This is a genomic window from Sinorhizobium glycinis (assembly GCF_001651865.1).
GTDB lineage: Bacteria > Pseudomonadota > Alphaproteobacteria > Rhizobiales > Rhizobiaceae > Sinorhizobium > Sinorhizobium glycinis.
Genome location: NZ_LPUX01000053.1, coordinates 1,015,204 through 1,031,865, shown reverse-complemented (window position 1 = coordinate 1,031,865; position 16,662 = coordinate 1,015,204). Strand labels below are relative to the sequence as shown.

The 16,662-nt window shown below is 64.0% G+C and carries 15 protein-coding genes; 9 read left to right on the top strand and 6 right to left on the bottom strand.

Going from position 1 to position 16,662, the window contains the following annotated elements:
* Nucleotides 1–53 precede the first annotated feature (53 nt).
* Entirely contained in the window at nucleotides 54–674 is a 621-nt protein-coding gene (locus AU381_RS09665) for a FecR family protein (RefSeq protein WP_064241494.1), read from the top strand.
* Between the two features lie 9 nt (nucleotides 675–683).
* Here the strand turns inward: AU381_RS09665 and AU381_RS09660 are convergent, their stop codons facing one another.
* Together AU381_RS09660 and AU381_RS09655 are read right to left on the bottom strand one after the other, a co-directional pair.
* On the bottom strand, nucleotides 684–2,552 hold the full coding sequence (locus AU381_RS09660; protein ID WP_064241493.1) for a CHASE2 domain-containing protein: 1,869 nt from the start codon (nucleotides 2,550–2,552) through the stop codon (nucleotides 684–686).
* A 5-nt stretch (nucleotides 2,553–2,557) separates the two neighbouring features.
* Nucleotides 2,558–3,262, bottom strand: coding sequence for a Crp/Fnr family transcriptional regulator (locus tag AU381_RS09655; RefSeq protein WP_064241890.1), 705 nt, complete (start codon nucleotides 3,260–3,262; stop codon nucleotides 2,558–2,560).
* Between the two features lie 233 nt (nucleotides 3,263–3,495).
* On the opposite strand from AU381_RS09655, the gene AU381_RS09650 reads away from it, so the two are divergent.
* Nucleotides 3,496–3,933, top strand: coding sequence for a DoxX family protein (locus AU381_RS09650; RefSeq protein ID WP_064241492.1), 438 nt, complete (start codon nucleotides 3,496–3,498; stop codon nucleotides 3,931–3,933).
* A 73-nt stretch (nucleotides 3,934–4,006) separates the two neighbouring features.
* On the opposite strand, the gene AU381_RS09645 is transcribed toward AU381_RS09650, so the two are convergent.
* The gene (locus AU381_RS09645; RefSeq protein ID WP_064241491.1) at nucleotides 4,007–4,435 is read right to left on the bottom strand and encodes an RbsD/FucU family protein; all 429 of its coding nucleotides are present in this window, start codon (nucleotides 4,433–4,435) and stop codon (nucleotides 4,007–4,009) included.
* The gene (locus AU381_RS09640) at nucleotides 4,435–5,667 is read right to left on the bottom strand and encodes an ROK family transcriptional regulator (protein WP_064241490.1); all 1,233 of its coding nucleotides are present in this window, start codon (nucleotides 5,665–5,667) and stop codon (nucleotides 4,435–4,437) included. Before AU381_RS09640 ends, AU381_RS09645 begins: the two co-directional genes overlap by 1 nt.
* Nucleotides 5,668–5,868: 201 nt before the next feature.
* Between AU381_RS09640 and AU381_RS09635 the strand changes: the two genes are divergently transcribed.
* The 7 genes from AU381_RS09635 (at nucleotide 5,869) to AU381_RS09605 (ending at nucleotide 12,605) form a co-directional block, all read left to right on the top strand.
* The gene (locus AU381_RS09635; protein ID WP_064241489.1) at nucleotides 5,869–6,894 is read left to right on the top strand and encodes a sugar ABC transporter substrate-binding protein; all 1,026 of its coding nucleotides are present in this window, start codon (nucleotides 5,869–5,871) and stop codon (nucleotides 6,892–6,894) included.
* Between the two features lie 289 nt (nucleotides 6,895–7,183).
* A complete protein-coding gene (locus AU381_RS09630; protein ID WP_064241488.1) occupies nucleotides 7,184–8,269 on the top strand; it encodes an ABC transporter permease in 1,086 nt (361 codons plus the stop codon).
* Nucleotides 8,269–9,051 carry an ATP-binding cassette domain-containing protein gene (locus AU381_RS09625; protein ID WP_064241487.1) on the top strand — a complete coding sequence of 261 codons (783 nt, stop codon included), beginning with the start codon at nucleotides 8,269–8,271 and terminating at the stop codon, nucleotides 9,049–9,051. The genes AU381_RS09630 and AU381_RS09625 overlap by 1 nt, the downstream gene beginning before the upstream one ends.
* Nucleotides 9,048–9,668, top strand: a complete 621-nt coding sequence (locus tag AU381_RS09620; protein WP_064241486.1) for a nucleoside triphosphate hydrolase — start codon at nucleotides 9,048–9,050, stop codon at nucleotides 9,666–9,668. Before AU381_RS09625 ends, AU381_RS09620 begins: the two co-directional genes overlap by 4 nt.
* A gap of 197 nt (nucleotides 9,669–9,865) precedes the next feature.
* Entirely contained in the window at nucleotides 9,866–10,903 is a 1,038-nt protein-coding gene (gene pyrC, locus AU381_RS09615; protein ID WP_064241485.1) for a dihydroorotase, read from the top strand.
* Nucleotides 10,904–10,926: 23 nt separating this feature from the next.
* Nucleotides 10,927–11,625 carry an orotate phosphoribosyltransferase gene (locus AU381_RS09610; protein ID WP_064241484.1) on the top strand — a complete coding sequence of 233 codons (699 nt, stop codon included), beginning with the start codon at nucleotides 10,927–10,929 and terminating at the stop codon, nucleotides 11,623–11,625.
* A 53-nt stretch (nucleotides 11,626–11,678) separates the two neighbouring features.
* Nucleotides 11,679–12,605 carry a carbohydrate kinase family protein gene (locus tag AU381_RS09605; RefSeq protein WP_064241483.1) on the top strand — a complete coding sequence of 309 codons (927 nt, stop codon included), beginning with the start codon at nucleotides 11,679–11,681 and terminating at the stop codon, nucleotides 12,603–12,605.
* A 233-nt stretch (nucleotides 12,606–12,838) separates the two neighbouring features.
* On the opposite strand, the gene pgi is transcribed toward AU381_RS09605, so the two are convergent.
* Nucleotides 12,839–14,464: a glucose-6-phosphate isomerase gene (gene pgi, locus AU381_RS09600; RefSeq protein WP_064241482.1), complete on the bottom strand. Its 1,626-nt coding sequence runs from the start codon at nucleotides 14,462–14,464 to the stop codon at nucleotides 12,839–12,841.
* Between the two features lie 321 nt (nucleotides 14,465–14,785).
* Nucleotides 14,786–16,486, bottom strand: a complete 1,701-nt coding sequence (locus tag AU381_RS09595) for a long-chain fatty acid--CoA ligase (protein ID WP_064241481.1) — start codon at nucleotides 16,484–16,486, stop codon at nucleotides 14,786–14,788.
* Nucleotides 16,487–16,662: the final 176 nt, after the last annotated feature.

Here is a 16,662-nt window from a genome sequence, read left to right as displayed (position 1 = left end):
CTCGAACGAAGGCTCGAACAGGGGAGCGCTGCAATCGCAGCGGGGAGAAGCCGATGCCGCAGCTGCGCATGAGAAGAAGGATGGTGCTCGGCGGCCTGATCATGGCGGTCATCGGCGGCCGAAAGGCCGCGGCCGCGAGCGGCACAGTCGTGGGCAAGGCGGAGACGATACGCGGCAATGTTCGCCGTCGGCAGGGTGATGCGGAGGAGCGGCTTGCCGCAGGCGGCGCCGTTCTCGACCGGGACTATGTCAAGACGAGCACCAACAGTTTTGCCGATCTCGCCCTCAGCGAAACGCGCATCCTGCTTGGGCCTGAGACGGAACTGCTGATCGACAGCTTCATCGCCGGCGAGGGAGGCACGCTGGAGCTCGGCCTCGGCCGGATGGTCTTCGACCGGCCGCAAGGACTGCCGAAGGTGGACGTCGTGGTCCGCACGGCATTCGGCATGATCGGCGTTCGCGGCACGAAGTTTTTCTGCGGGCCCAGCCGGGCTGCTGCCTTCGCCGTCTTCGTCGAGCACGGTGCCGTCAGCGTCGAAGGCGGCGGCGTCACACGGATGCTTTCCGCCGGGCAGGGCGTGGATATCGGCCGCCCCGGTGCGGCGCCGAGCGAGCCGACCAACTGGGGACAGGCACGGATCCGGGAAGCCTATGCGAGCGTCGGACCAGGGTAACGATGCTTTCTAAATGGCGTCGTCGGCGACGGTGAAGAGCTCCATCGATCCGAAGCTGCGGATCTCATGCTTGCCGAGCGGGCGAAGCGCAACCCTGCACTCAGCGGCGGCCGCCGGGCCGATGCAGATTGCCGTGCCGAGGAACTTGTTCGCCTCCTGGAGACGCGCGGCGAGGCTCACGGCGTCGCCATGGGCGGTGTAATCGAGCTTGCCGCCGGCGCCGACCTCTCCAAGGACCGCCGGTCCGGTCTCGATGCCGATCCGGGTCCTTCCGAAATCATGCTTGGCAAATTGCGGTCGCCGTCGCATTTCTTCGGTCAAGGCATGGATGGCCATCGCGCATCGGATGGCCTTGTCGACATGGTCGGCGAGATCCTCCGGCGCGTTGAAAAGGCAATGGACCGCATCACCGACCACCTTGTCTACCATGCCGCCATGGCGGGCAACGAGCGCGTTCACCTCCGCGAAATAGATGTCGAGCAAGGCCACGAGGTCGCGAGGCCCGAGCTTTTGGGAAAGCGTCGAGAAGCCTTCGATGTCGGTGAAGAGGGCCGTCACGGGCCGCTCTTCGCCCGTCGCACGGCCGCGGTCCGGATCGTCGATGTAGCGTGCCACCACCGACTGCGGCAGATATTGGGAGAATTTCTGGCGGGCGATCGCTTCGGCACGGCGCACCCGAGCAAGCTGCAGGGCGCTCGTCACGATGAGGACCGCCACCAGCGCGACCGAGATGCCGACGGCGTCGAAGAGCCAGCCGGTCGTGGCATAGATGGCGCCGGCCAAGGCACTGACGGCAAGCACGGCCGCGGCGCCGGACGTCAGTGTCAGCGAGGGGCGGAGTTTCGTTGCGCCATAGGCGGCAACCACGCCCGCGGCGACACTGAACAGCGCCTCGATCGGGGGCAGACCGCCATGGCGATAGGGCACGAATCCCGTCACGACCGCATTGGCTATGTCGGCATGGATCTGCACCGAGGGCTCGAGCGGCATGGAGGCGGTCGGCCTCAGGCCGCCGAGGCTCGGCATGCTGCTGCCGAGAAAGATGAGCTTGCCAGCGAGCCGGCTCCGGTCGATGCTGCCTGCGATGACGTCGGCAGCCGAAACCGTCCGGTCGGCGATTTCCGCCTGCGAACTCGCCACGAAACGAAGGTTGCCATCCGCGTCGAGGGGAATGATGGCGTGGTCGAGCCTCAGCCAGGCGGGTTCTCCGCCGAGCACCGCCGTGCTGCTTGCCGCGCCGAGCCGGCCCGCTTCGATGCCCAGCGCCGGAAAGGCGTCGTTGCCGATAATGGCAAAGGCCTGGGCACGCCGGACGCGCGCATCCTCGTCACCGACGAGGAAGGCGGCCGTTGCCGCCTTCGAGCGCTCCATGAAGATCGGGCAGGCAGTCTCCGCGCCCTCGAGGAACCATTGCGCGGGGACTGCAAGCTGACGGCGCAACGCCAGTGGCGGAACGGGGCGCGGCCGCTCCAGGGCGCGTTCGGCCGCCAGAAAGCCCAGCACGACCGGCGCTTCACCGATCGCCGAAGCGAGCGCGGCGTTTGCCGGCGCGGCCGGATCGCAGTCGGAACTGAAGACGAAGTCGACGGCGATCGCCTTCGGGCCGGCGGCTGCAAGCCGCGATATCAGCTCGGCCGTCGCGGCCCTGTCCCAATTTTCGGATCTAGCCTCGTAGGCCCTCCGATCGATGTCGACCACAACGATGTCCGTCGAGCGCGGCGAAGGGACCCACTGGGTGAGATTGTCGAAGAACAGCTCGCGCGGCGTGCGCAACACCGTCCCGGCATGGAGGTAGAGAATGAGCGCCGCGGCCAGACTCGCAATGATCCCGCCGGCAAGCGGGCTGATGCGGCGATGCGGCCATGGCGTCAGGCTCAATCGGCCTAGTCCTCCGGTGGATCGGCGATCGTCAGCAGGCGTCCCACATTACACGAGATGATGCCGTCCGTCCGCTTGAGAGCGCCGCTATCCTCCAGCCAGAGAATGGCACGGTTCACCTTCGGCCGGCTTGCGCCGAGAATGGCGGCGATATCGGTCTGGCTCAGGGTCAGGCGAAGATTGGCGCTGGCCGGCAGTTCGTTCCCGTGGATCTGCCGGAGCGTCGCCAGGAAAAAGCGTGCCACGCGGGCGTTGAGGTCGTAGAGCGCGATCGTCTCCAGCCGGTCCGTCGTGTCGCGCAGCTGCGCGCAGAGGAAGCGGATGACCGCCTCGGCGATCTTCGGTTTCTGAGTGATGAGATCGAGAAAGGCCTTCTTGCCGATCACATAGCCCTCGGCGGCGGTGACCGCGGTTGCATCGGCCGAGCGCGGCTGGTCGTCGAGCACCGCCATTTCGCCGAACAGCGCCCCCGCCTCGTGCTGGCGCAGCATCAGCTCGCGGCCCTGTGGCGTGAACAGCGAAAGCTTGATGCGCCCGGAAACCACGACGATCATATAGTTGCCTTCATCGCCGCGCTGGAAGATGACGGTGCCGGCCGGCCATTTCCGGTAGCTGGCGATGTCGGCGAGTTCGCAGAGCGTTTCCTTGTCGAACTCTTCGAAAATCGGAAAGGACCGCCAGAAGGCGGGACTCCGGTTGATTTCGGTCATGAGATTTCCCCGCGTGCCCTCGACGCGCGGAAATTCTTCACACCAGTCGCGGCCTCTTGCAACAGAAAAGAGCTTGGCGAATGGGGCATTGTCGGATGTCGACGCCATCGGGTTGACGATATCACCTCGTCGTCGCGAAATTGTGAACGATCTGTTTCCGCCAAGGCGGCTGGCCGATTCGGGAAATGCTGATATTGCTATCGCCAAATCAGTTTCCAACAGGAGCCTCGTGCATGTCTCAGACTGTCATCGTCCTCATCGGGCGCGTTCTTCTCTCGATCATTTTCATCGTCTCCGGCTTCGGCAAGCTCACCGATCCGGCGGGTACGGCCGGCATGATCACCAATGCCGGATGGCCGGCGGCAACCGCGCTCGCCTATCTCGCCGGTCTTTTCGAATTGGTCGCGGGCCTTGCCGTTCTGGTCGGCTTCCAGACGCGCATCGCTTCCTACCTGCTCGCCGCCTTCTGCCTTGTCACGGCTTTCGTCTTCCATAACGGCCCGATCAACATTCCCGGCTTCCCGGAAGCGGCGAACGGCCTTCTGTCGGTGTTCAACCAGATCATGATGATGAAGAACATCACCATTGCCGGCGCCTTCCTGGTGCTTGCCGGCTTTGGCCCCGGAGCGCTCTCGCTTGACGCCCGCCTCGGCAGGACTGTCGCTGCCTGAGGTGACGGACATCATCGGATGATAGGAAGAACCCGCCGGCACGACCGGCGGGTTCTTTGCGTTACGGGATGGCTCAGGGATAGATCACGCCCTTGCGCAGAATGACGTTGCCGTAGAGGCGCGGCTCGCTGGTCTGCACGACCGTATGGGCGGCTTTCACCCGCGGATAGAATTCAGCGCCGAGAAGCGGAACGACCGGCCGCTTCGGCTCGTGCTTGCGGCAGCATTCGATAATGTCCCGATGCACCGGGTCGAGCGCGTCCTTGTCCTGCTTGACGGTCGCGCGGAAGATCGCCTCCGGCACGAAATCGTCGATCGGCAGCACGCTGAGGATGGCATCGAGGACCGGGACGAGAGAGTGGCCGTCGAGCCGCACCAGCCGGCGAGCATGCTCCTGGCCCGGATAGTTCCCGTCGACAAGGGCGATCTCGTCGCCATGCCCCATAGCCCTGAGCGCGGCAAGCAATTCCGGGCTCAGTATGGGGTCTATTCCTTTCAGCATCACGTAAGCTCCTTGAAGAGGACGTTGGTATCGAGCAGGTAGCGGGAGAAGAGCGGCAGGCTCGCCCCGCCGATCGCCCGGGCGTGGCTTCCGACCGCGCCTTCGACGATGTCCGGGACCGTTACGCCCTGCAGGTCGAGGGTCTGCAGCGCCTTGCGCGTCGCCGTCAGCAGGCGGGCCCGTACCCAGGGCGGGAAACCGCCGTCGATCACGGCGGCGGAAAAATCGACGATGGAGACGGCCGAGACGATGGCCTGGGCCAGCGCGGACGCCGAATCCTGGATCCAGACTTCAAGAGGTTCGCCGAAATCGATCCAGTCGTCGGCGGAATACCAGAGCGGCTTGGGATCCACGCCGCGTTCGCGCAACAGCTTCTCGAGCACGAAGACCGAGGCGATCTTCAGCAGTTGCGTTGTCTTGCCGTCCTTGCCCGAGACCGGCAGCGGACCCACCGCACCGGCTGTGCCGGTCCGGCCCGAGAAGAGCGCGGAGTTGAGCACGACGCCGCCGCCGATGAACGAGCCGATATAGAAATACACGAAATCCGGATAGTTGGCGCCGACGCCGAAGGCGAGCTCCGCCCCGCAGGCGCTGGTGCCGTCGTTCTGGAGGAAGACGGAATGGGCGGTCCGCGCCGCAACAGCGGCCTGAAGGTCGAAGTCGCGCCATTTGTCCATCTCTTCAGGCGGCGCGCCGACCTCCTCGGCCCAGTTCCACAACTCAAAGGGCGTCGCGATGCCGACGCCGGCGATGCGTTTGCGTTCGCCCGGACCGAGTTGCCGTTCGAGTTTGCTCATTCCCTCGACGATGAAGGTCACAAGCTCGTCGGGGAGCGGATAGGTGTGGATCTGGTGCAGATGCAGCCGGATGTTGCCGAGGAAATCCATCAGCACCAGGTCGGCGCTGCGCCGGCCGATCTTGACCCCGAAGGAGTAGGCGGCATCGGGATTGAGGCGCATCGGAATAGACGGCTGCCCGACGCGGCCGCGCACCGGCGCGCCACGGACGAGCATCCCGTCGGCCTCGAGCGCGCGCATGATGACCGAGACGGTCTGGGCGGAAAGGCCGGACCGGCGCGCAATTTCCGCCTTTGACAGGCTGCCGTGGCGGCGCACCAGCGACATGACCAGCCGCTCGTTATAGGCGCGCACGCGCGTCTGGTTCGCCCCGCCGCTCGGGTCGATGACATCCGGTTGCGCCGATCCCCGGTTTGGATCTTCTATCAGTGACACGCCACCGCTCCTCCCGTTGGCATCGGCCGCTGGACGCAGAATGCCACATCCAGATAATAATTCAATTTGATTTATTTATTGACACCCCGAAAATTTGGTGTTTGATTGACGCTCGGAAGCGCCGTGGCAGCGGAAGGAGAATGCTGCGACGGCGAAGCCTGAAGGCCGGTCACCGGCATTATTGATCCTTGGGAGGGTTTGATGAAGAAAACTGTTCTTTCCACCGCATTCGGCGCGCTCGCACTGGGCGTTGCCTTCGCGTCGCCGTCGCAGGCGGCCGACGTTTCCGCCTGCCTCATCACCAAGACCGACACCAACCCCTTCTTCGTGAAGATGAAGGAAGGTGCGACTGCCAAGGCCCAGGAACTCGGCGTCACGCTGAAGGCCTATGCCGGCAAGGTCGATGGTGACCACGACAGCCAGGTTGCCGCTATCGAGTCCTGCATCGCCGATGGCGCCAAGGGCATTCTCATTGCCGCATCCGACACCAAGGCGATCGTCGATCAGGTCAAGAAGGCGCAGGACGCAGGCGTTCTCGTGATCGCCCTCGACACGCCGCTCGATCCGGCGACGGCTGCAGACGCCACATTTGCAACGGACAATCTGCTGGCGGGCAAGCTGATCGGCCAGTGGGCGGCCGCAACGATGGGTGAGGGCGCGAAGACCGCAAAGGTCGGCTTCCTGGATCTGACTCCGTCGCAGCCGACGGTCGACGTGCTGCGTGACCAGGGCTTCATGATCGGCTTCGGTATCGATCCCAAGGATCCGAACAAGATCGGCGACGAGGACGATCCGCGCATCGTCGGCCATGACGTGACGAACGGCAACGAGGAAGGCGGCCGCACGGCGATGGAAAACCTTCTGCAGAAGGACCCGGACATCAACGTCATCCACACCATCAACGAGCCGGCCGCCGTCGGCGCCTATCAGGCGCTCAAGGCCGTCGGCAAGGAGAAGGACGTGCTGATCGTGTCGGTCGACGGCGGCTGCCCGGGCGTCAAGTCCGTTGCCGAAGGCGTCATCGGTGCCACCTCGCAGCAATATCCGCTGATGATGGCCTCGCTCGGCATCGAGGCGATCAAGAAGTTCGCCGAGACCGGCGAGAAGCCGAAGCCGACCGAAGGCAAGGACTTCTTCGATACGGGCGTCGCGCTCGTCACCGACAAGCCGGCCGCCGGCGTCGAATCGATCGACACCAAGGTTGGCACGGATAAGTGCTGGGGCTGATCGCCCGCTTCCTCGATCCCATGAAATGACGGAAGGGCGGCCCCGGCCGCCCTTCGCGTAAGCCAACGTCTTTGACAAGGCGCGAAACCTGCGCAAATTTGAGAGCGGGATAATGGAAGTCGCGATGCCGCGCGTCCCGCTTCTTGCACCGATCATGAACCGGAAGCGGGATAACGTTGATCCGGACTTACCTTGATCGGAATTCTGGAACTCGCCGCTATCATCGGCGGGCCGCGCATCCGGCAATAATGCGCCCCACTTGAGCGTGGGGCTTATGGGAGGAGTCTCCATGGCCGAGCCAAACACAGCCGCACAACCATCCCAGGAGTTCGAAAAGGTCCTGGTCAACAGTTCGACGGAAGTGGCGTCTTTCGACACGCATGACAAGACGCCGCTTCAAAAAGTTCAGCATTTCCTGCATTCGACGCCGGCCGCCGTGCCGTTCGTCGTGCTCGTCGCCTCGATCCTTGTGTTCGGTCTCGCGATCGGCGGCAGGTTCTTCTCGTCCTACACGCTGACGCTGATCCTGCAGCAGATCGCCATCGTCGGCATGCTCGGCGCGGCGCAGACGCTGGTGATCCTGACGGCCGGCATCGATCTTTCGATCGGCGTCATCATGGTCATCTCGGCCGTCGTCATGGGCAATTGCGCCGTGACCTACGGCCTGCCGGCGCCACTGGCCGTGGCGGCCGGATTCGTGGTGGGCGGCGCCTGCGGCCTCTTGAACGGCCTTCTGGTTTCTCGCCTGAAGCTGCCGCCCTTCATCGTCACGCTCGGCACCTGGTACGTGATCATGTCGACGAACTTCATCTACTCGGAGAACGCGACGATCCGCGAGGCGGACGTGACCGCGGTCACGCAGTGGCTGCATGTCTTCGGCGTCAGCTTCAAGATCGGCACGGCCGTTCTGACGCTTGGCGTGATCAGCATGGTGCTTTTGGTCTTCGGCCTCTGGTACGCGCTGAACCACACCGCCTGGGGACGGCATCTCTACGCGGTCGGCGACGATCCGGAGGCGGCCAAGCTCTCCGGTATCCGCGTCGGCAAGGTGCTCCTCAGCGCCTACACGATCGCCGGCCTGATCGCGGCGCTCGCCGCCTGGGTCTCGATCGGCCGCAACGGCTCGATCTCCCCGTCGGCAGCCGTGACCGACTATAACCTGCAGGCCATTACCGCAGCGGTGATCGGCGGCATCTCGCTCTTCGGCGGCCGCGGCTCGATCCTCGGGACGCTGATCGGCGCGATGATTGTCGGCGTCGTGTCGATGGGCCTCAACATGCTCGGCGCCGACCCGCAATGGAAAGTCTTCCTGACCGGCGTGCTCATCATCTCCGCCGTCGCAATCGACCAGTGGATCAGAAAGGTAGCAGCTTAATGGCACAGCAACCCATTCTCACCGCCCGCGGTCTCGTCAAACGCTATGGCCGTGTCACCGCCCTCGATCACGCCGATTTCGACCTCTATCCGGGTGAAATCCTCGCGGTGATCGGCGACAACGGCGCCGGCAAGTCCTCGATGATCAAGGCGATCTCCGGCGCCATCACTCCTGACGAAGGCGAAATCCGCCTCGAAGGCCAGCCGATAAACTTCCGCTCGCCGATGGAGGCGCGCGCCGCCGGCATCGAGACCGTGTATCAGAATCTCGCTCTGTCGCCGGCGCTTTCGATCGCCGACAACATGTTCCTCGGTCGCGAGATCAGGAAGCCGGGCCTTTTCGGCAAGCTGTTCCGCACCCTCGACCGTTCGGCCATGGAGAAAATGGCCCGGTCGAAGCTTTCGGAACTCGGCCTGATGACGATCCAGAACATCAACCAGGCAGTGGAAACGCTCTCGGGCGGCCAGCGCCAGGGCGTGGCGGTCGCGCGCGCTGCCGCTTTCGGCTCCAAGGTCGTCATCATGGACGAGCCGACCGCCGCCCTCGGCGTCAAGGAGAGCCGGCGCGTCCTGGAGCTGATCCTCGACGTCCGGCGCCGCGGCCTGCCGATCGTGCTGATCTCGCACAACATGCCGCATGTCTTCGAGGTGGCGGACCGGATCCATATCCACCGCCTCGGCCGTCGGCTCTGCGTCATCAATCCGAAGGAATACACCATGTCGGATGCGGTCGCCTTCATGACCGGTGCCAAGGCGCCGCCCGGCGAGGCAATCGCCGCATGAATGTGCAGTCCTTGAAGGACGAGATCCTGAAACGGGCGGCGGGCGCCGGCCGTTTCATCGTCGCCATTGCCGGGCCTCCGGGCGCCGGTAAGTCGACGCTTTCCGAAGCCCTTGCCGAGGCGATTGCCGAAGCTGGGCAAAGCGTCGCGGTGCTGCCGATGGACGGTTTCCACATGGACAATGCCGTCCTCATCGAGAAGGGCCTGCTGCCGCGCAAGGGCGCGCCCGAAACTTTCGATGTGCGGGCCTTCCTTTCGACGCTCGCCGCCGTGCGCGCCAACGACGGCGAGGTGCTCGTTCCGGTGTTCGACCGGACCCGCGAACTGGCGATCGCCTCCGCCCGGGCAATTGCCCCGGGAACGAGGATCGTGCTCGTTGAGGGGAATTACCTGCTGCTCGACGAGGCGCCATGGCGCGGGCTCGATGCCGTCTTCGACTATTCGATCTTCATCGATCCGGGCATCGACGTGCTCGAACAGCGATTGCTGCAGCGCTGGTACGACCACGGTTATGATGAGGAGACCGCACGAAAAAAGGCCTTCGGCAACGACATCCCGAATGCCCGCCGCGTCGTCGGCAACTGCCGCGCCAGCGATCGGGTGATCCGAGATTTTTGAAGGTGGGCTCCGAGCGAATGCATGCGGTTTTCGCGTGCATCCCGCTTTCTGCCTCTTCGAAACCCCATTGTACTCGGCGGCGCAATGATGTTATCGAGGCGCGGTTTCACCACATGAGTTACCGCCCCTTTCAAGCGCACTGGCCGGCCTTGATGCCGCCGGCGCGGATCGGGCGCGAGCATCGGGAGAAAGCTTAAATGCAAGAGCTCGTTATCCGCCGCCCGGACGATTGGCATCTCCATCTGCGTGACGGCGGCATGCTGCGCGGTGTCATTGCCGACACGAGCCGCCATTTCGCCCGCGCCATCATCATGCCCAATCTCGTCCCGCCGGTGGTGACCTCCGCCGACGCGGCCGCCTATCGCGAACGCATCCTTGCCGCTGTGCCCCGAGGTCACCGGTTCGAACCGTTGATGACGCTCTACCTGACCGAGGGAACCGACCCGGACGACGTCGAGACCGGTTTCAGAAACGGCCTCGTCAAGGCGGTGAAACTCTATCCGGCGGGCGCGACCACCAATTCGCACAGCGGTGTGCGCGACATCACAAAGGTGATGCCGGTTCTCGAGCGCATGGCCGAGATCGGGATGCCGCTCTGCGTCCACGGCGAGGTGACGACGCCTGAGGTCGATATCTTCGACCGCGAGGCCGTCTTCATCGAAACGGTCCTTGACCCGCTGCGCCGACGCCTGCCCGACCTCAGGATCACCATGGAGCATGTGACGACTAAGGATGGGATCGACTACATCAAGGAGCACGCGGCCAATCTTGCGGGTTCCATCACCACGCATCACCTGATCATCAACCGCAACGCCATTCTCGTCGGCGGTATCAAGCCGCATTATTACTGCCTGCCTGTCGCAAAGCGCGAGACGCATCGTCTGGCCCTGCGGGCGGCCACGGTTTCAGGGGACGTTCGGTTCTTCCTCGGCACCGACTCCGCTCCGCACGCCGATCCGCTCAAGGAATGCGCCTGCGGCTGCGCCGGCATCTATACGTCCATCAACACGCTGAGCTGCCTCGCCCATGTCTTCGAGGAGGAGGGGGCGCTCGACCGGCTCGAGGCCTTCACTTCGCTGAACGGCCCCGCCTGGTATGGCCTACCGGTGAACGAAGATACGATCACGCTGCGCAGGGGCGACGAGCCGGTCCGCTATCCCGCCAAGATCGAGACCGAGGCCGGACCGGTCACGGTCTTCGATCCGATGTTCCCCCTCTACTGGGCCGTCGTCTAGCTAAAGATTTTGAAGGAGAGGTCATGTTTTCGAACGCGTTCACCGACAAGACGGTGATGGCCGAGCTGGTCGCGAAGATGCTCTGGGAGATCAAGGCGGTGCATTTCCGCGCCGACGAGCCTTACAGGCTCTCCTCCGGCATGGCGAGCCCGGTCTATATCGACTGCCGCAAGCTGATCTCCTATCCGCGCATCCGCTCGGCGGTGATGGACTTCGCCGCCGCGACGATCCTCCGCGAAGCCGGCTTTGAGAAATTCGATGTGGTCGCTGGCGGCGAGACGGCCGGCATTCCCTTCGCGGCGATGCTTGCCGAACGGCTCGGCCTGCCGATGATCTACGTGCGCAAGGCGCCGAAGGGCCACGGCCGCAACGCCCAGATCGAGGGCCACATGCCGGAAGGCGCGCGCGTCCTGGTGATCGAGGACCTGACGACCGCCGGCGGCTCGATGTTCAAGTTCATCGACGCGATCCGGGCGGCCGGCGGCATCGTCGAGCACGGAATCGCGCTCTTCTACTACGATATTTTCCCGGAAGCCCGCGCCAACATGAAATCGAAGGGCGTCGACCTGCACTACATCGCCACCTGGCGCAACGTCCTTGCAGTCGCCCGCGAGCAGGCGCTGTTCGACGAGAAGACGCTGAACGAGGTCGAAGCCTTCCTCAATGCGCCGCTCGCCTGGTCGGCCCGCAATGGCGGCGCCGGCACGCTCGCTGCCCAGTAACGCGGCGCCGGGATGCCGATCTCGTCGATGGAACATTTCAAGGGAGGACGTTCATGATCGTTTGCTGCGGAGAGGCTCTGATCGACATGCTGCCGCGCGAGACGGCGGCCGGGGAAAGCGCCTTTGCGCCCTATGCCGGGGGGGCCATCTTCAATACGGCGATTGCGCTTGGGAGGCTCGGCATCCAGACCGGATTCTTCACCGGGCTCTCCGACGACATGTTCGGCGATATCCTGCGGGAGACGCTGAAGGCAGCAAACGTCGATTTCGGCCCCTGCGCCACGCTGCCGCTGCACACGACACTCGCCTTCGTGAAACTCGTCAACGGACATGCGAGCTACGCCTTCTTCGACGAGAACACCGCCGGGCGGATGATCACCACGGACCATCTGCCCGCCTTCGGCGATTTCTACGAGGCGCTGCATTTCGGCGCGATCAGCCTCATTCCCGAACCCTGCGGCTCGACCTACGAGGCGCTGATGGCCCGTGAACACGAAAAGCGGGTGATCTCCTTCGATCCTAACATCCGGCCCGGTTTCATCAAGGACCGGGAGGCCCATCTCGCCCGCATGAACCGCATGGCGACGATGTCGGACATCATCAAGTTCTCCGACGAGGATCTTGCCTGGTTCGGCATGGAGGGCAGCCATGATACGCTCGCGGCCGAATGGCTGCAGCGGGGGCCCAAGCTGGTGGTGATCACGAGGGGCGCCGACGGCGCCGCCGGCTATACGAAGAGCCACAAGGTCGAGGTGGCGAGCGAGCGGGTCACGGTCGTCGACACGGTCGGCGCCGGCGACACGTTCGATGCCGGCGTGCTCGCCTCGCTGAAGCTCAACAATCTGTTGACCAAGCAACAGGTCGCAGACCTGAGCGACGATGCGGTCCGGCAGGCGCTGGCGCTCGGCGCCAAGGCGGCCGCCGTAACCGTATCGCGCGCCGGCGCCAATCCGCCGTGGAAACACGAAATCGGGCTGTAATCTGCGGTATATTCCGACCGATCGGAACGCGGCCGTCCATACCCCCTCTGGCTGCCGCCATCTCCCCCACAAGGGGGGAGAATCGGCGCGGCTGCCCCATCACTCCGATCGGAACGTTTCTACAAGGGGGTCGCCCGGGTTGGGCGCCGGCGGTGCCGTACGGATTCTCCCCCTTGTGGGGGAGATGGCGGCAGCCAGAGGGGGTGCTTCTTCTGCACTCCTTGTTTTTTCGCTCACCGCGCCGCCTTCAGCAGCGCGGTCACCAGGCCAGCGGTCGAGGAATCGTGTCCCTCGGCACTCTCCGTGCCTTCGACGACCGGAAGCAGGCCGGTCGCCAGTTCCTTGCCGAGCTCGACGCCCCACTGGTCGAAGGAGTTGATGTTGAAGAGCGCGCCTTCGACGAAGACGCGGTGCTCATAAAGGGCGATCAGGCGGCCGAGCGCGAAGGGGTCGAGCTGGTCGTAGACGAAGGTCAGCGACGGTCGGTTGCCGGTGAAGACGCGGTGCGGCGCGATCCTGTCGGCCTTGGCCTCGTCCATGCCCTTCGAGGTGAGCTGGGCCTTGGCCTCAGTCAGCGTGCGGCCCTTCATCAGCGCTTCCGACTGCGCCAGGCAGTTGGCGATCAGCAGCTGGTGCTGGTGGCGCAAGTCCTTTTCGTGGCCATTGGCGGCGATCATGAACTCGGCCGGAATGATGTCGGTGCCCTGGTGGATGAGCTGGTAGAAGGCGTGCTGCCCGTTGGTGCCGGGCTCGCCCCAGACCACAGGCCCGGTCGCAAACTCCACCGGCTTGCTGTCGAGCGTCACGGCCTTACCGTTCGACTCCATGTCGAGCTGCTGCAAATACGCGGGGAAGCGCGCCAGACGCTGGTCGTAGGGCAGGATCGCCCGCGACGGATAGCCGAGCACGTTGCGATGGTAGAAGCCGATGAGGCCAAGCAGCATCGGTATGTTCTCGCAGACCGGCGCGGTACGGAAATGTTCGTCGATCGCGTGGCCACCGTCGAGCAAGCGGCCGAAATTCTCACTGCCGATGGCAATCATCAGCGGCAGGCCGATCGCCGACCAGATCGAATAGCGCCCGCCGACCCAGTCCCAGAAGCCGAAGACGCGGGCGGCGTCGATGCCGAAGGCGGCGACCTTGTCGAGCGCGGTGGAGACGGCTGCGAAGTGGTGGCCGACCGCCGCCTCGCCGAGCCTGCCAGCGATGAAGGCGCGCGCTGTCGCCGCATTGGTCATCGTCTCGATCGTCGTGAAGGTCTTGGAGGCGACGATGAACAGCGATGTCTCCGGGTCGAGGAGCTTCAAGGTGTCGGCGATATGAGCACCGTCGACATTGGAAACGAAGTGCAGCCGCGGACCGTCATGGAAGGGGGCGAGCGCCAGCGTCGCCATCACCGGGCCGAGGTCGGAACCGCCGATGCCGATATTGACGACGTCGGTGATCTTCTTGCCGGTGGCGCCCTTCAAGGCTCCCGAACGGACCTTGTCGGCAAAGGCGCCCATCGCCTCCAGAACGGCGTTGACGTCAGGCATGACATCCTTGCCGCCGACGAGGATCGGCCGGTTGGACCGGTTCCGGAGCGCGGTATGCAGGACGGCGCGCTCCTCGGTAATGTTGATGACGTCGCCACGGAACATGGCGTCGCGCTTTTCTTCGACCTTGGCGGCCTTTGCCAGCGCCTCTAGACCCTGAAGGATCTGGTCGTTGACGGCGCATTTCGAATAGTCGAGGAGCAGGTCGCCAAGTTTCGTGCTGAAGCGCGCAAAGCGGTTCGGATCGGCCGCGAAGGCGGCACGGATATCGGCTGCATTGGTCTCGCGTGCAGTGGCTTTGAGGGTTTCGACAAGCGCTTTCATCGCAGGGCTCCTTGCATCGGAAATCGGCTGCGATAGCTAGTCGGTTTAGACATGGCAAATCAAGGGCAGGTGTGCGCTGCAGCGAAAAAAGGAGGCTGCTGCGACGCCGTCCCGTATTTCATGTCGCTGAAAACATGGGGGCTGTTTTCAGAGTGGTCTGCCCCTCTCCTCGGGTTTAACCCGAGGACTAACCCTATCCTCGCAGGCGGAAAGAGGGGACTTTGGAGGTTGAGGCGCTGCCACGAGTCTCCTTCGCCCCGCTCGCGGGGAGAAGGTGGCGGCAGCCGGAGGAGGGGCTTTACCGCGCTTCGAGCGAAATGATCAGTCGCGCAAATCCTTGCGCAGGATCTTGCCGACATTGGACTTCGGCAGTTCGTCGCGGAACTCGACGTGTCTCGGCCGCTTGTAGTTTGTAAGATGTTCGGCGCAGTGACGCTTGACGTCGCCTTCGGTAAGGTTCGGATCCTTGCGCACGACGAAGAGCTTGACCGCCTCGCCGGAGTGCGGATCGGGGATGCCGATCGCTGCGCATTCGAGAATGCCCGGATGCGTTGCCACGACCTCTTCGATCTCGTTCGGGAAGACGTTGAAGCCGGAAACGAGGATCATGTCCTTCTTGCGGTCGACGATCTTCGTCAGCCCGGCGGCATTCATGAAGCCGATGTCGCCGGTGCGGAAGAAACCGTCCGGCGAAATCGCCTTCGCCGTCTCGTCGGGGCGCTGCCAGTAGCCGGCCATCACCTGCGGGCCGCGGATGCAGATCTCGCCGATTTCGCCGACCGGCAGCGCGTTGCCGTTTTCATCACGGATCTCGACTTCGGTCGAAGGGAGCGGCATGCCGATCGTGCCGGTGAACTCGTCCGTATCGAGCCGGTTGGCGGTGGCGACCGGCGAGGTTTCCGAAAGCCCGTAGCCTTCATGGATCGGGCAGTGGGTCATGGCGAGCCAGCGCTCGGCGACGGGTCGCTGCACCGCCATGCCGCCGCCGAATGTGAGGATCAGCGAGGAGAAGTCGAGCTTCTGAAACTCCGCATTGTTCATCAGCGCGTTGAACAGCGTGTTGAGCCCGGGGAAGATGTTGGTCTTGTACTTGCCCAGTTCCTTGACGAAGGCGGGAATGTCGCGTGGATTGGGGATCAGGACGTTGTTGCCGCCGGTCGCGAGCCCCATCAGCGAGTTCACCGTCAGCGCGAAGATGTGGTAGAGCGGCAAGGCGCACATGAAGGTGAGGCTTTCCGGGCGCGGCTTGCGCAGGAATGCCGTATTCAGCCAGACCTCCATCTGGGCCATGTTGGACAGAAGATTGGCATGGGTGAGGGTGGCGCCTTTGGAAACGCCGGTGGTGCCGCCGGTATATTGCAGGAAGGCGACATCGCTCGGCCCGATATTGGGCTTCGCAAGGGAAAGCTTCTCGCCCTTCGCAAGAACCGTGCGGAAGGAGAGGTGGCCCGGCAGCGACCAGGCGGGAACGAGCTTTTTCACGCGGCGCACGACGAGATTGACGACGAGGCCCTTCACCCCGAGCATGTCGCCCATCGTCGCGACCACCACATGCTTGACCTTGGTGCGTGCGACGACCTGCTCGACGGTATGGGCGAAGTTTTCCAGCACGAAAATCGCCTTGGCGCCGGCATCGACCAACTGGTGCTGGAGCTCGCGCGGCGTGTAGAGCGGATTGACGTTGACGACCGTGTAGCCGGCCCTGAGAATGCCATAGACGATCACCGGGTTCTGCAGGATGTTCGGCATCATGACGGCGACGCGATCGCCTTTCGCCAGGCCGAGCGACTGCAGCCAGGCGCCGATCCGGCCCGAATGGGCATTGAGATCGGCGAAGGTCAGCGACTTGCCCATGCAGGTGAAGGCGGGGCGCCAGGAATGCTGCGCCACCGCATGGTCGAAGAACTCGCCGAGCGAGCGATAGGGCAGCGGTCCGATTTCGGCGGGCACGCCCGGCGGATAGGACTTGACCCAGTTTTTTCCCGCGCCGGATCCCGTCTGCTGCATGCTTGCTTCCGCCATGATCTCTCTCCCTCTGGTGGCAACGAACTGCCTTGCTCACGGCGAAGAAAAATCCCTCCCGATCTTCCCTCCCGATCGAAGATGCTGTTTTTGCAGCGTCTCTTCAAGCACTAATCGGAATTAAATAACTTTGACGTAAACGTCAATAACAACGACGCATATGCAGGGGACGGATT